Source organism: Vibrio sp. 2CM40D (genome assembly GCF_023161825.1).
Taxonomy (GTDB): Bacteria; Pseudomonadota; Gammaproteobacteria; order Enterobacterales; family Vibrionaceae; genus Vibrio; species Vibrio alginolyticus.
Genome location: NZ_JALNTL010000012.1, coordinates 60,557 through 74,242 on the forward strand (window position 1 = coordinate 60,557; position 13,686 = coordinate 74,242).

At 44.4% G+C, this 13,686-nt stretch carries 19 protein-coding genes; 8 read left to right on the plus strand and 11 right to left on the minus strand.

The genetic code is table 11. The annotated features are described in order from the left end of the window. Window position 1: 1 nt before the first annotated feature. The 7 genes from hpf to MTF70_RS21235 form a co-directional block, all read right to left on the minus strand. A complete protein-coding gene (gene hpf / locus MTF70_RS21205; protein WP_005381114.1) occupies window positions 2–289 on the minus strand; it encodes a ribosome hibernation promoting factor in 288 nt (95 codons plus the stop codon). 24 nt (window positions 290–313) lie between these two features. Next, window positions 314–1,783 (minus strand): RNA polymerase factor sigma-54, encoded by a 1,470-nt coding sequence (locus MTF70_RS21210; protein WP_005381112.1) that lies wholly within the window; start codon window positions 1,781–1,783, stop codon window positions 314–316. A gap of 50 nt (window positions 1,784–1,833) precedes the next feature. After that, entirely contained in the window at window positions 1,834–2,559 is a 726-nt protein-coding gene (gene lptB, locus MTF70_RS21215; RefSeq protein WP_005381111.1) for an LPS export ABC transporter ATP-binding protein, read from the minus strand. A gap of 1 nt (window position 2,560) precedes the next feature. Further along, a complete protein-coding gene (lptA, locus tag MTF70_RS21220) occupies window positions 2,561–3,055 on the minus strand; it encodes a lipopolysaccharide transport periplasmic protein LptA (protein WP_005381109.1) in 495 nt (164 codons plus the stop codon). Next, window positions 3,036–3,599 carry an LPS export ABC transporter periplasmic protein LptC gene (lptC, locus tag MTF70_RS21225; RefSeq protein ID WP_005381106.1) on the minus strand — a complete coding sequence of 188 codons (564 nt, stop codon included), beginning with the start codon at window positions 3,597–3,599 and terminating at the stop codon, window positions 3,036–3,038. The genes lptA and lptC overlap by 20 nt, the downstream gene beginning before the upstream one ends. An 86-nt stretch (window positions 3,600–3,685) precedes the next feature. Then, the gene (gene kdsD / locus MTF70_RS21230; protein WP_005381104.1) at window positions 3,686–4,657 is read right to left on the minus strand and encodes an arabinose-5-phosphate isomerase KdsD; all 972 of its coding nucleotides are present in this window, start codon (window positions 4,655–4,657) and stop codon (window positions 3,686–3,688) included. A gap of 29 nt (window positions 4,658–4,686) precedes the next feature. Beyond that, window positions 4,687–5,652, minus strand: coding sequence for a calcium/sodium antiporter (locus tag MTF70_RS21235; protein ID WP_005381102.1), 966 nt, complete (start codon window positions 5,650–5,652; stop codon window positions 4,687–4,689). 374 nt (window positions 5,653–6,026) lie between these two features. Here MTF70_RS21235 and mlaF point away from each other — a divergent pair, with 374 nt between their 5' ends. The 8 genes from mlaF (at window position 6,027) to MTF70_RS21275 (ending at window position 11,468) form a co-directional block, all read left to right on the plus strand. Then, window positions 6,027–6,830, plus strand: a complete 804-nt coding sequence (gene mlaF / locus MTF70_RS21240; protein ID WP_005388422.1) for a phospholipid ABC transporter ATP-binding protein MlaF — start codon at window positions 6,027–6,029, stop codon at window positions 6,828–6,830. Then, on the plus strand, window positions 6,820–7,611 hold the full coding sequence (mlaE, locus tag MTF70_RS21245) for a lipid asymmetry maintenance ABC transporter permease subunit MlaE (protein WP_005381100.1): 792 nt from the start codon (window positions 6,820–6,822) through the stop codon (window positions 7,609–7,611). The genes mlaF and mlaE overlap by 11 nt, the downstream gene beginning before the upstream one ends. Before the next feature lie 2 nt (window positions 7,612–7,613). Beyond that, window positions 7,614–8,102 carry an outer membrane lipid asymmetry maintenance protein MlaD gene (gene mlaD, locus MTF70_RS21250; protein WP_005381099.1) on the plus strand — a complete coding sequence of 163 codons (489 nt, stop codon included), beginning with the start codon at window positions 7,614–7,616 and terminating at the stop codon, window positions 8,100–8,102. Window positions 8,103–8,104: 2 nt separating this feature from the next. Next, entirely contained in the window at window positions 8,105–8,743 is a 639-nt protein-coding gene (mlaC, locus tag MTF70_RS21255; RefSeq protein ID WP_005381098.1) for a phospholipid-binding protein MlaC, read from the plus strand. Continuing rightward, window positions 8,743–9,063, plus strand: coding sequence for a lipid asymmetry maintenance protein MlaB (locus tag MTF70_RS21260; RefSeq protein WP_005381093.1), 321 nt, complete (start codon window positions 8,743–8,745; stop codon window positions 9,061–9,063). Before mlaC ends, MTF70_RS21260 begins: the two co-directional genes overlap by 1 nt. Window positions 9,064–9,066: 3 nt before the next feature. Beyond that, on the plus strand, window positions 9,067–9,321 hold the full coding sequence (gene ibaG, locus MTF70_RS21265; RefSeq protein ID WP_005381092.1) for a BolA family iron metabolism protein IbaG: 255 nt from the start codon (window positions 9,067–9,069) through the stop codon (window positions 9,319–9,321). Between the two features lie 9 nt (window positions 9,322–9,330). Beyond that, complete coding sequence (gene murA / locus MTF70_RS21270) at window positions 9,331–10,587, plus strand: UDP-N-acetylglucosamine 1-carboxyvinyltransferase (protein WP_005388419.1); 1,257 nt, start codon at window positions 9,331–9,333, stop codon at window positions 10,585–10,587. 155 nt (window positions 10,588–10,742) lie between these two features. Next, complete coding sequence (locus MTF70_RS21275) at window positions 10,743–11,468, plus strand: 1-acylglycerol-3-phosphate O-acyltransferase (RefSeq protein WP_005381088.1); 726 nt, start codon at window positions 10,743–10,745, stop codon at window positions 11,466–11,468. 85 nt (window positions 11,469–11,553) lie between these two features. Here MTF70_RS21275 and MTF70_RS21280 read toward each other — a convergent pair whose 3' ends face one another. The 4 genes from MTF70_RS21280 to MTF70_RS21295 form a co-directional block, all read right to left on the minus strand. Further along, the gene (locus tag MTF70_RS21280; protein ID WP_005381087.1) at window positions 11,554–11,943 is read right to left on the minus strand and encodes a RidA family protein; all 390 of its coding nucleotides are present in this window, start codon (window positions 11,941–11,943) and stop codon (window positions 11,554–11,556) included. A 130-nt stretch (window positions 11,944–12,073) separates the two neighbouring features. Next, the gene (gene pyrI / locus MTF70_RS21285; protein ID WP_169628883.1) at window positions 12,074–12,535 is read right to left on the minus strand and encodes an aspartate carbamoyltransferase regulatory subunit; all 462 of its coding nucleotides are present in this window, start codon (window positions 12,533–12,535) and stop codon (window positions 12,074–12,076) included. 15 nt (window positions 12,536–12,550) lie between these two features. Continuing rightward, a complete protein-coding gene (pyrB, locus tag MTF70_RS21290) occupies window positions 12,551–13,480 on the minus strand; it encodes an aspartate carbamoyltransferase (RefSeq protein WP_005381085.1) in 930 nt (309 codons plus the stop codon). Between the two features lie 86 nt (window positions 13,481–13,566). Then, window positions 13,567–13,662 carry a hypothetical protein gene (locus tag MTF70_RS21295; protein WP_005381084.1) on the minus strand — a complete coding sequence of 32 codons (96 nt, stop codon included), beginning with the start codon at window positions 13,660–13,662 and terminating at the stop codon, window positions 13,567–13,569. Between the last annotated feature and the right edge of the window lie 24 nt (window positions 13,663–13,686).

Below are 13,686 nucleotides of genomic sequence, written 5' to 3' on the forward strand. Positions count from 1 at the left end.
ATTAATGACTGTTTAGTTTTTCTTTGTGCTTATTAAGTTGGCGAACCAATTTATCTACCAGCGAATCGATCGCGGCATACATATTTTCGTCATCGGCTGATGCGTGGATTTCGCCTTGATTTATGTGAAGCGTAGCTTCCGCGATTTGAGTAATTTTTTCAACTTTTAGTACAACATGCACTTGATTGATATGGTCGAAGAACCTTTCGAGCTTCTGAAACTTAGAATTTACATAGTCTTGCATTGAATCGGTAAGATCAACGTGATGGCCTTGAATATTGATTTGCATAGACTTTCCTTTTCAGTTAGTGCCTTATAATAGGCGTTTACGCTGACTTGAAGGGGCAATTCCCAAGGATTCGCGATATTTGGCTATCGTACGTCTTGCGACCTGAATCCCTTGGTCAGCCAGAAGAGCAGCAATCTTGCTATCACTCAGTGGTTTGGCAGTATTCTCTGCTGCGACCAGTTTTTTAATGAGTGCACGAATTGCTGTTGACGAACATTCTCCGCCGTTGTCAGTACTAACATGGCTAGAGAAGAAGTACTTCAATTCAAAAATACCACGTGGTGTATGCATAAATTTTTGCGTTGTTACACGAGAAATCGTGGATTCATGCATGTCCACAGCCAAAGCGACATCATTGAGTACCATTGGCTTCATGGCTTCCTCACCATACTCGAAGAAATCTTGTTGATGTTCAACAATACATCTTGCAACTTTGAGTAGCGTCTCGTTTCTACTCTCTAAGCTCTTAATTAACCATTTTGCCTCTTGCAAATTGCTGCGGATGTACTGGCTATCCGCGCTATTCCCTTTGCCTAATTGAGCATATTGTTGATTTACTTTTAATTTTGGCACGCTATCCGGGTTTATAGAAACGGTCCATTTGCCATTGTCTTTAAAAACGGATACGTCTGGAATTACGTACTCGGTATCATCAGGAGTGATGCGACTACCTGGACGAGGATCTAACTGTTGGATAAGCTTTAAGACTTCACGCAGATCGGCTTCTTTCAGCTTAGTCTCTTTGATGACGAGCTTGTAGTCACGGTTGCCTAGGTGATCAATATGATCCGCAAGTATCATTTTGGCTTCAGCAAGCCATGGCGTGTCTTCTGGGAAGGTCGTCAGTTGCAGTAACAAACATTCTTGTAAGTTACGCGATGCAACGCCAAGAGGATCGAATTGTTGAATGCGTTTACGAACGGCTTCTACTTCGTCTAACTCTATCTCTTCATTATCGAAGCTCTCATGAATCTCTTCAGGCGACAAAGTTAAATAGCCGTAGTCGTCAACAGCGTCAATAATCGCTAATGCAATCGTGCGGTCGGTTTCACTGAATGGTGTTAGGTCAAGCTGCCACATGAGGTAATCATGTAATGATTCAGTGGTTTCGCCCTGGTAGACGGGCATATCATCATCAAGAGCTAAGCCAGTGCTACCAGTATTCGCGCTGTAGACGTCATCCCAAGTCGTGTCGATTTCAAGTTCAGAGCTAATTTCTGATTTCTCTATCACATCGGAGCTATCTGGAACGTCAATTTCTGTTGGTTCGCTAGCACTGTTGCTATCAGCAGCCTCGACCGCTGACTTATCTTCACCGTTTGCTAGAGGCTCGTCTTGGCCTTCTTCAACTTCCAATAATGGGTTTGAGTCCAACGCTTCTTGGATTTCTTGTTGAAGATCGAGTGTCGACAATTGCAATAAGCGAATCGCTTGCTGCAACTGTGGCGTCATGGCTAACTGCTGACCTAGCTTGAGTTGTAATGAAGGTTTCATTCAGTGTTACTTACCTTGTAATGCTCAGAATCTTACCGTTCCTAATATAATCATAGACGGAATTGTTCGCCGAGATAAACTTGTTTCACCTGTTCATTATTGAGAACTTCTGCCGGAGTTCCCGATGCAATTAGGTGCCCTTGGCTCACGATATAGGCTTTTTCACATACGTCCAGTGTTTCACGTACATTATGGTCAGTGATTAACACTCCGAGACCACGATCGCGCAGATGCTCAATGATTTTCTTGATGTCATTAACCGAAATTGGGTCAACACCAGCGAAAGGTTCATCCAATAAAATGAACTGAGGGTTGGCCGCTAAAGCTCGAGCGATTTCCACCCTGCGTCGCTCACCCCCTGATAGTGCCATACCAGCACTGGTTCTGATGTGCTGGATGTGGAATTCTTCCAACAAATCTTCCAGTTTATCTTGGCGCTCTTCCCTCGTCATTTCTTGACGAGTTTCAAGTACGGCCATGATGTTATCTTCTACTGAAAGCTTACGGAAAATCGACGCTTCTTGCGGAAGATAGCCAATGCCAAGTCGTGAACGGCTATGCATCGGCAAAATACTGATGTCATTGTCGTCAATGGTAATGGTGCCTTCATCGCGAGGTACTAAGCCGACAATCATGTAAAACGAGGTGGTTTTACCCGCACCGTTTGGACCGAGCAGCCCAACAATCTGACCAGATTCAACTTCTAAGCTAACATCAGTGACGACTTTGCGTTTTTTGTAGCTTTTCGCCAAGTTTTTCGCACTCAGTACTGCCATATTAGTTCTCTATCTGATTGGGTTGCAAAATGGTCGTAACGCGCTCTTCCTTAGAGCTATCTGCGACTAGCTTTTGTTTACCAATTTGGTAACGAATCGAAGAACCTTTGATGGTGTTGTTGTCTTGCGCCAGCTGCGCTTGACCTTTCATGGTCAGTTCGTCTGTAGAAATACGGTAATCCAACTCCGTAGCTTGACCACTAAGTGTTTTACCATCGTCCATCAGCTGAGAAAACTTCGCAGGTTTACCAAATGCTTGAATCTGTTTAATTGCTTCGGTTTTAGGATCGCGAGTTACCACGATTCTATCAGCATCGATATTGATGCTCCCTTGCTTAAGAGATACATCGCCTTCAAAAACAACCTGGTTACTCTTCATATCCACCTGTTGGGTGTCAGAGTTTATGTAAACCGGCTGTTGAGTATCCGACTTGAGTGCCAGCGCTTGAGGCGCCGCCAATACCAGTGCCAGTAGGCTAAGGTGTAACGGTTTCATATCGACCTTGAACTTCATCTGTCAGAGTCGCAGTATGCTGTTTTAAGTTGCCTTGCATTGCGCCTCCAGTAGTTTCAAATTGTGGTCCAACCAACATCACTTGTTGGTCAGCTTTAAAATCACGATTGGTTAGATTAATGACCAATTTGTCTGTTGCCATGGTATCAAAACTCGCACCAGGCAGAAGATTTTGCATTAAGACTTTGTCATATAAAGTCAAAACTTGGTCTTCATCTAACACTGCTCTTGTGGCAGTCACCTTCCATTCAATGACGCTACCTTCACGGTAAACCATCAAAGTCGGGTTATTAAAAATAGTATCTCCACTCTTAGCATAATGGTCTAAGTTAGTGGAGCGAATGATGTAACTGCGGACACCATCTTCACCGTAGGTGATGTTTTCTAATCCAGAACCACTGAACATGGGCAGTTCAGAATCTGGTGCTACTTGAATTGCGTCGTTGCCTTTAGGGGTTAGTAGGTAATAACCGCACCACGCTACAACGAAGATCAAGAGCAAATAAATAAGGCGAGTAAAACTCATATAATGAAGGCCTATCGTTTAGCTCAGTACTTCCCTGACCATTGCCTTTATTCGTCTAATAAATGATTTAAATGTTTGTGCTGATATTACATCACGCCAGCTTTTAGTAAATCGTGCATGTTCAGTGCACCCACAATTTTTTCGTCTTTACATAAAATCAGAGCGTTAATGTTTTTATTCTGCATCAAGTTCAAACCTTCAACCGCCAGCATATCAGGGTGTGCTGTGGTTGGGTTTGTCGTCATGACCTCGCCAATTGCCGTCGTATGAATATCGATACGCTTGTCTAAGGTACGACGTAAATCACCATCGGTGAATATACCAAGCATAGCATCGTGCTCATCGACGATGGCTGTCATGCCTAACCCCTTTTCTGAAATTTCAAGAAGGGCATCGCGAATTAATGCGTCAGGAGAAACTTTAGGTAACGCTTCTCCAAAGTGCATAATATCAGACAACTTAAGTAGCAGTTTTCTCCCCAGTGCACCACCTGGATGAGATAGGGCAAAATCTTCGGCAGAAAAACCACGAGCTTGAAGCAGAGCTACGGCTAATGCATCTCCCATCACTAATGTGGCAGTCGTACTGCTAGTTGGTGCCAGGCCTAACGGACAAGCTTCTTGAGGTACCGTAATTTGCAGGTGTAAGTCAGACAGCTTGGCCATATTTGATTCTGGCTTACCTGTCATGCTGATGATCTTAATATTCAGGCGCTTTAATACTGGAAATAGAGACAGAATTTCGTTTGATTCACCAGAGTTAGAAATTGCCAGCACGATGTCACCAGGGCTGATCATACCCAAGTCACCATGTGCGGCTTCGCCTGGATGAACGAAAAACGCCGAAGTTCCAGTGCTTGCCAGAGTGGCGGCAATCTTGTTACCAATATGGCCTGACTTGCCAATACCCATAACGACAACTTTGCCGTTGTTGGAAAGGATAAGTTCACACGCTTTTTCAAATTGATCATCAAAGTAGGTATCTAGCTCTTGCAGAGCAGCAACTTCGATATCAAGAACTTGTTTAGCAGCAGCGCGAAAATCAAATTGATTGGACATATCAGATCTCTACTTATTGATCGTGGTAATTAAGCGGTCATGTTTGCGAATAAGTACACTTGGTAACCTAAGAAGCACACAAACAAGATGGCACCTTCAATACGGTTAATACTGCGTGATTTACCCAAACACATCGCGACAAGTAACAATGAAACGCCTAACATGACCCAGAAGTCACGTCCCATCGCGTACTCACTGAGCACCGATGGATTAATGATGCCAGGAATCCCCATTACCGCCAGAATGTTAAACACATTCGACCCGATAATGTTACCGACAGCCATGTCGTCTTCACCCTTTAAAACTCCCGCAAGTGATGCGGCTAGTTCAGGCAGGCTAGTGCCAATGGCGATAATAGTTAGGCCGATAACAAGGTCGCTCATACCAAAGTGTTTAGCAATGATTACCGCGTTATCAACCAGCATGCTGGCTGCCAAAGGAAGCAGTATCAAGCCAATAACCACCCACATGATTGCTTTAGGGTTACTGACGCCTTCTGGGATCTCTGACTCTTGGTCATCAAGAAAAACATCACCTGATTTTTGCTCTTTGCGGCTGATTTGCAACATAGCAAATAAAAATGCCCCAAAGAGTACAAACAATAAGACACCCTCATAAAAACCGAGATGGCTATTCCAAAGCAGAATACCAGCGAGTACGGTTACGGCTATCATGAGTGGAAGTTCTCGGCGGATGACGGCGGAGCTAATCGACAAAGGCTTGATCAGCGCTGTAATACCTAGGATTAACGCAATGTTCGCTATGTTTGAGCCTAATACGTTACCCACCGCTGTATCTGTTTTGCCATCCCAAGCGGCGGTTGCAGATACCATCATCTCAGGGGCGGATGAGCCCATCGCAAGGATTGTCATGCCGATGACAAGCGGGGAAATACCGACGTTGCGGGCTATCGCTGCAGAGCCAAAAACAAGTTTATCTGCACTCCAAACAAGCAAAACAAGACCGACTATAAGCAACGCAACGGCTTCGAGCATGAGAATTCCTAAGTATTAAATAAGTAAAATGAATAACCGCTAATTTTGACCTTTTGCGGCCTAAAATGGAAGATAAACGAAGAATAAATTAAAGGTTAGTAACGAAAATGTATGTAAATCTCACTCATTTAAATGAGCAATTCTGGTCTAGGATTTAAACACTTCGTGCTAATTAGGTCATAAACCATGAGAAATTGCAGGGATATAGTCGACTTTATTTAATTGAACAGTGCTTTAAATTCAACGCCAATGTGCTTATGATTGCAGCCTAATAAATGTACCGACGTTACTTTATTAAACGTAGAATTCAACTCCGATTAGTATCTGCTTGATGATTCCGTGAGTTGCAACGCTCCTACAGTAGAAGAGATGATATGTCGAACAACGATTTAGTCACCGTGAACAACCTCACTTTTTCACGGGGAGAACGCATGATCTTTGATGATATTGATCTGCATGTTCCTGAGGGCAAAGTGACGGCCATTATGGGACCATCGGGAATTGGTAAAACAACACTGCTGCGTTTGATTGGTGGTCAGTTGTATCCCGAGCAAGGAGAGATCTGGTTTGATGGCGACAATATTCCCTCTCTCTCGCGTAAAAAACTCTACCATGCTCGAAAGAAAATGAGCATGTTGTTCCAGTCAGGGGCTTTATTCACTGATTTGAATGTTTTTGATAATGTCGCCTTTCCATTGAGAGAGCATACCGATTTATCGGAAGATTTGATTCGCACCATGGTGTTACTCAAGCTCGAAGCTGTCGGTCTACGCGGCGCGGCGCAATTAATGCCGAGTGAGCTTTCAGGTGGTATGGCAAGACGCGCTGCTTTGGCTCGTGCAATCGCACTTGATCCTGACCTGATCATGTACGATGAGCCGTTTGTGGGGCAAGACCCAATCACTATGGGCGTTTTGGTTGAGCTAATTAGCAATCTAAACCAAGCGTTAGGTTTGACCTCTATTGTGGTTTCTCACGACGTACCTGAAGTCATGAGTATTGCTGACTGGGTATACCTGATGGCCGATGGAAAAATCATCGCCTATGGTACGCCAGAAGAGCTGACTCAAAACTCTGATCCTCGTGTCCAGCAGTTCTTACAAGGTGATGCCGACGGTCCTGTACCGTTTCGTTTCCCTTCTCAAAGTATCGAAAAGGACTTATTTGATGGTCGATAACTTCATTCACTTTGTCGCCTCGCTGGGTCGACGCACGCTTTCTATTTGCGGAGCATTTGGTCGTGCGACTTTCATGTTGATTGGGGCGCTATTTTCTAAGCCACAACCGATCAGAAGCTTTCCTCTGCTTGTTAAGCAACTTTATTCTGTTGGTGTTCAGTCGCTGGCGATCATCGTCGTATCTGGTCTGTTCATTGGAATGGTTTTGAGTCTACAAGGCTATGTTGTGTTGGTGGATTACGGCGCAGAAGGCAGTTTGGGGCAAATGGTAGCGCTTTCGTTACTCCGTGAATTAGGACCCGTTGTTACTGCACTTTTGTTTGCTGGTCGTGCCGGTTCTGCGTTAACCGCAGAGATAGGTCTAATGAAAGCAACGGAACAACTGTCTAGCCTTGAAATGATGGCGGTAGACCCATTGAAACGAGTGATTGCACCACGGTTTTGGGCTGGGGTTATCTCAATGCCTTTACTGGCTATGATTTTCATGGCTGTGGGAATTTGGGGCGCTCAGCTTGTTGGTGTTGACTGGAAAGGCGTTGATCACGGCAGTTTTTGGTCAGCGATGCAGTCCTCTGTTGAGCTAGGACAAGACATTGGTAACAGTATGATCAAATGTTTTGCGTTTGCAATTACGGTTACTTGGGTCGCTCTATTTAACGGTTATGATGCTATTCCAACATCGGAAGGGATCAGCCGAGCAACTACGCGCACTGTTGTGCATTCTTCTTTAGCAGTACTAGGATTAGACTTTGTACTGACCGCATTGATGTTTGGGAATTAATCATGCAACAAACACGTAAAACTGAATTATGGGTTGGCAGCTTTGTATTAGCGGGAATTTGCGCGATTCTTGTGATGATTTTTCAAGTTGCTGACGTAAAAAGCATTGGCTCTGGTGATACTTATACCCTCAAAGCCGAGTTCGATAATATTGGCAGTTTAAAAGTTCGTTCTCCCGTAAAAGTGGGGGGCGTTGTGATTGGTCGAGTAAGTAGTATTTCGCTTAACCCAGACAACTTATTGCCAGTTGTAACACTATCTATCAATAGCAAATACAATCAGTTCCCAGAAACGTCGAGCGTACAAATTTTGACATCTGGCCTGATTGGTGAGCAATACATTGGTTTAGTACCTGGCTTCGTTTTTGATGATGAAGTCATGCTGGTGGATGGTGATACCATCGAAGACACCAAATCGGCGCTTGTGCTTGAAGACTTAATTGGTCAAGTACTATACAGCGTAGGTGGTTCAGACGACTCAAGTAAGGAATAACTATGTTAGCGAGATTACTACTTTCAGTTTGTGCTGTGTTTAGCGTTTTTGGAGCAACAGCAGCAGAGGTGGATAAAACTGAACCTTATAAGATGATGAAGCAGGTAGCTGAAGTCACGTTCGAAAGATTGAAAGCCGAACAGCCGAAAATCAAACAAGATCCAAATTTACTTAAAGTGATCGTTGAAGAAGAGCTAATGCCTTACGTCAACTACCGCTATGCAGGGTTAAAACTTCTTGGTCCAAACTTAAAAGGTGCTAAGCGTGAAGATGTACTTGAGTTTATCGATGCATTTCGTGCGTACCTGATTGCGTCTTATGCACAAGTGTTGACGCAATACTCTGACCAAAAAATTGAGTTTGGTCCTGAGCCTAGCATTGATGACTCTAAGCGTATTACAAGCATTAAAGTTGATATCATCGATACTCCGCGTCCAAACATCAAACTTGAGTTTAAACTGCGTAAAGACAACCAGTCTGGTGAGTGGGAAGCATTCGATATGATTGCAGAGGGCATTAGTTTGCTTTCTAGTAAACAATCTGAATGGAACAGTAAAATTCGTCAAGAAGGTATTCTATCTGTTGCTAAAGACCTAGAAAAATTGGCCGCAGAACCGATCCGCTTCGAGGCGAAGAAATAATGGCCCAGACTCCCGCTCAGTGGCAATTGGATCAAAACATTCTTAAGCTAACAGGGGCACTTGATAGAGATACAGTGCCTTCATTGTGGGCGTATGCACAGCAATGGCAACCTGCTCAATCGGAGCTGGAATGCTCGCTAAAAGAGATAGAGCGCGTCGACTCTGCAGGAATGGTGATGTTAATCCACTTATTAGAGCATGCAAAAAAGCAAAACTGTCATATAATGCTCAGTTTCGTGCCGGCGCAACTGCGCACTTTGTTTCAACTGAGCAATGTTGAATCTTTAGTGGCCAAACACATACAGAATTATCAGGGGTAAATTGTGGATAGCGCAAAAGTACAACAGTTATTAGAAGAAGCACTAAACCTTCAAGAAGTGCATGTGAAAGGTGAAGGTAGCCACTATGAAGTGGTTGCTGTTGATGCTTGTTTCGATGGAATGAGCCGCGTTAAGAAGCAGCAGCTAATTTATGCTCCTCTGATGGAATACATCCAGCGTAACGACATTCACGCATTATCAATCAAAGCGTTCACACCAGAAGAGTGGGCTCGTGATAAGAAATTGATGTCGCTTTAAGGTTTATTGATGGAAAAGTTTCGAGTTATTGGGTCAGATAAACCACTAGTTGGTGAAGTGACCATTTCAGGTGCAAAAAACGCAGCACTGCCGATTTTATTTGCGTCTATCTTGGCGGAAGAGCCAGTAGAAGTGGCAAACGTACCACACCTTCGTGATATCGATACAACCATGGAATTGCTTAAGCGTTTAGGCGCGAAAGTAAGCCGCAATGGCTCTGTTCATGTTGATCCAAGCAGTATTACAGAATACTGTGCGCCTTATGACTTGGTGAAAACCATGCGTGCTTCTATTTGGGCTTTGGGTCCTTTGGTGGCGCGCTTTGGTCAAGGTCAGGTTTCTTTACCAGGCGGTTGTGCTATTGGCGCTCGTCCTGTGGATCTGCATATTTCTGGTTTAGAGCAGCTTGGCGCAACCATTACATTAGAAGATGGTTATGTGAAAGCAGAAGTGGATGGTCGTCTAAAAGGCGCGCACATCGTGATGGATAAAGTCAGCGTAGGCGCGACGATTACCATCATGTGTGCCGCAGCGCTGGCGGAAGGCACAACAACACTAGATAACGCTGCGCGTGAGCCTGAAATCGTCGATACCGCTGATTTCCTAAATAAGCTTGGCGCAAAAATCTCTGGCGCTGGCACAGATACCATTACGATTGAAGGTGTTGAGCGCCTAGGCGGTTGTAAACACAACGTGGTTGCTGACCGTATTGAGACGGGAACATTCCTTGTCGCAGCAGCAGTATCTGGCGGTAAAGTGGTATGTCGCAACACTAATGCTCATTTGCTTGAAGCGGTTCTCGCCAAGCTGGAAGAAGCTGGCGCGCTTGTCGAAACGGGTGAAGATTGGATCTCCGTTGATATGACCGACCGCGAGCTAAAAGCGGTAAGTGTACGTACTGCGCCACATCCTGGTTTTCCGACGGATATGCAAGCTCAATTTACGCTTCTGAATATGATGGCGAAAGGTGGCGGCGTGATCACAGAGACTATCTTTGAAAACCGCTTTATGCACGTACCAGAACTCATGCGTATGGGCGCTAAAGCTGAGATCGAAGGCAATACGGTTATCTGTGGTGATGTTGAGTCACTCAGCGGTGCGCAAGTGATGGCAACCGATCTACGAGCTTCGGCTAGTTTGGTTATTGCAGGTTGCATTGCTAAAGGCGAAACCGTCGTTGATCGTATTTACCATATCGACCGTGGTTACGACAAAATCGAAAATAAACTGGCTGCACTTGGCGCAAATATTGAGCGAGTGAGCTAGGCAAGTTAAACTGCACCGCAGGTAACTTGGATATCAAGAGAGCCGAAACCTGAGTTTCGGCTTTTTTATATCACTCTCATGACCATATTTTCCCTTTATGGAAAGAGAGATATTAATAGCTGTATCTGGCAAAAGCCGGTTCCTGGAGAACAAGAATGATTGCACTGTTACGTGTATTTGCTGTCGCTATCTTTGCGATTGTTATGTTTATTGGTGGTTGTGGTTACTGCCTATTAAGCCCTAGAAACCCTAAGCACGTTTTCACTTTTGGCCGTTTGTTTGCCAAGATGTCTCGTGTGTTTGGGATTAAGTTAGAGTTGCGTATCCCTGAAGATGCGTATTCACGCGGCCAACATGTTTACATTGCTAACCACCAGAACAACTGGGACATGTTTACTGTTTCTGCGGCTGTGACTCCGAAAGTTGTGACAGTAGGTAAAAAGAGCTTGGCTTGGATGCCACTGTTTGGTCAGCTTTACTGGCTTACGGGTAACATTCTGATTGACCGAGCGAATCGCTCTAAAGCAAAAGGTACTATCGATCAGGTCGTGAGCAGCATGAAAGAAAGTGATGTTTCGGTGTGGATGTTCCCAGAAGGCACGCGTTCTCGTGGGCGTGGTTTGCTGCCATTCAAAACAGGTGCTTTTCATGCGGCAATTGGTGCAGGTGTGCCAATCATTCCTATCGTATGTAGCTCGACGAATAAAATTAAGCTGAACCGTTGGAACAATGGTCATGTGATTGTTGAAATGCTACCTCCAATCAGCACTGAAGGCTATGGTAAAGAGGGCATTCGCGAGTTAGCGAATATCTGTCGTGAACAGATGAAAGAGAAGCTTGAATCGTTAGATGAAGAAGTCAAACAGCGCAACGCTGCTTAAGTTTTACTGCGATATCATCACGAGAAAACAATAAAAAACGGGTAGCCTGAGCTACCCGTTTTTTTATGTTTGTCAGCAAGTGCAATTATTTGCGAACAGCGATTGCTTCAATCTCGATGCCAACATCTTTTGGTAGGCGAGCCACTTCTACACAAGAGCGTGCAGGGTAGTTTGCTACGCCGTGCTCATCAAAGAACTTGCCGTAAACTTCGTTCACTGTGCCAAAGTCATTTAGGTCTTTAACAAAAACCGTTAGCTTTACAATATCAGATACTTTAAGACCTGAAGATTCAACTACAGCCTTTACGTTTTCTAGAGACTGACGAGCTTGTTCTGCGATATCAGCAGACACTTCACCTGTCGCTGGGTTTACTGGGATTTGGCCTGAAGTAAGAACCATGTTACCTAGATCTACGCCTTGAACGTAAGGACCGATTGCTGCTGGTGCAGACTCAGTGTGAAGTACTTTCGTCATTTGATTTTTTCCATCAGTTGTAGGGAATAAAGATTCTCAGTTTGCCTCTAAACCCTCGGTAGGTAAAGAGCAAAATACCCCGACATTGCAGGGTATTTTAAACGTATCAAAGCCTAGTCGTGCGGCGTGTTTATCGCTCGGTTACGATCTCGCGTGAGAACACTTTCTCGCAGTATTTACACTTTAGGCGGATTTCTTGTTTCTTCTCGAACACGCTAAAGCTGCTTTCTACTGGTTCATTATGAGAAATACAGTTTGAATTCGGGCATTCAAATACATCATTGATGCGCTCAGGAAGCTCTAACGCTAGCTTTTTCACCACTTCATAATTCTCGATTTGATTCACGGTCGCGTGAGGAGCATACAACGCTAGCTTGCTCGCTTGCTCTTCATTGATAAACACATTTTCGATTTTGAGTAGATCTTTATGACCGAGTGCTGATGATGGCAAGTTCAGTCCAATCGTTACGCGTTGTGATGAATTGTGCATATCGAACAGTCTTAATACTTTGATACCGAATTGCGCAGGGATGTGGTCGATGACCGTACCATTTTTGATTGCTTCTACCTGCAATTGAGTTTCTTTAGCCATGATTTTTCCCCTCGATTACAGTGTTTCGTTTAGAACAAGCGCCAGCAGTGCTTGGCGAGCATACACGCCATTTTGAGCTTGCTGGAAGAAGTAAGCATGAGGCGTTTTATCAACATCAGTTGTGATTTCATCCACACGTGGTAGTGGGTGCAGTACTTTCAAGTTCTCACGCGCGCCTTCTAGTAGTGCCGCCGTTAGGATGTAAGCCGACTTAATATGTGCGTATTCCGATTCGTCAAAGCGTTCTTTCTGTACGCGTGTCATGTACAGAATATCCAGTTCAGGAATCACACTTTCCATGTCTGTGTGTAGGCTATATTGAATGCCAGCTTCGTCTAGTTCTTCGCAGATGTAATCTGGCATTGCCAGCGCATCTGGTGCAACAAAGAAGAAGCGGATGTTGTTAAACTTTGCTAAGGCTTGAGTCAGTGAGTGCACTGTGCGGCCATATTTTAGGTCACCTACGAATGCGACGTTCAGGTTGTCTAGACGCCCTTGTGTTTCCGCGATGGTGTATAGGTCGAGTAGCGTTTGAGTTGGGTGTTGGTTTGCACCGTCGCCCGCGTTGATCACTGGCACGCCATTTGAAAATTCAGATGCCAAGCGAGCGGCGCCTTCTTGTGGATGACGCATCACAAAGGCATCGACGTAAGAAGAGATGACTTGTACTGAATCTGCGAGTGTTTCGCCTTTCTTCGCCAGAGAGGTATTACCATCATTATCAAAGCCAATCACGTCACCACCAATGCGCTGAATCGCTGTTTCAAACGATAAACGTGTACGTGTTGATGGTTCAAAGAAACAACTTGCAACGACTTTGTTTTTAATCAGTTCTGGTCGAGGTGCTTTTTTAAGGCTACCTGCTGTTTCTACGATAAGTTCCAGTTCTTCGCGTGAAAGCTCTGGAATAGAGATGATGTGCTTCTGGTAAAGCGAGTTCGCCATGATCTTCTTCCCTATAACATTGATGACTACATCCAAATAACCGAAAGGAATTTTGGACATAAAAAAACCTCCCCAATGGGGAGGTTTTAAAATTCAATAGAATTAACGAAAATAACACCACGTAAGCGTAGTCGCTTAGCGAGAGCAAATCGCGTTTTTACGTCAGCAATCAGCGTGGTCATTTCTTAATCCTCAGACAAATTGCC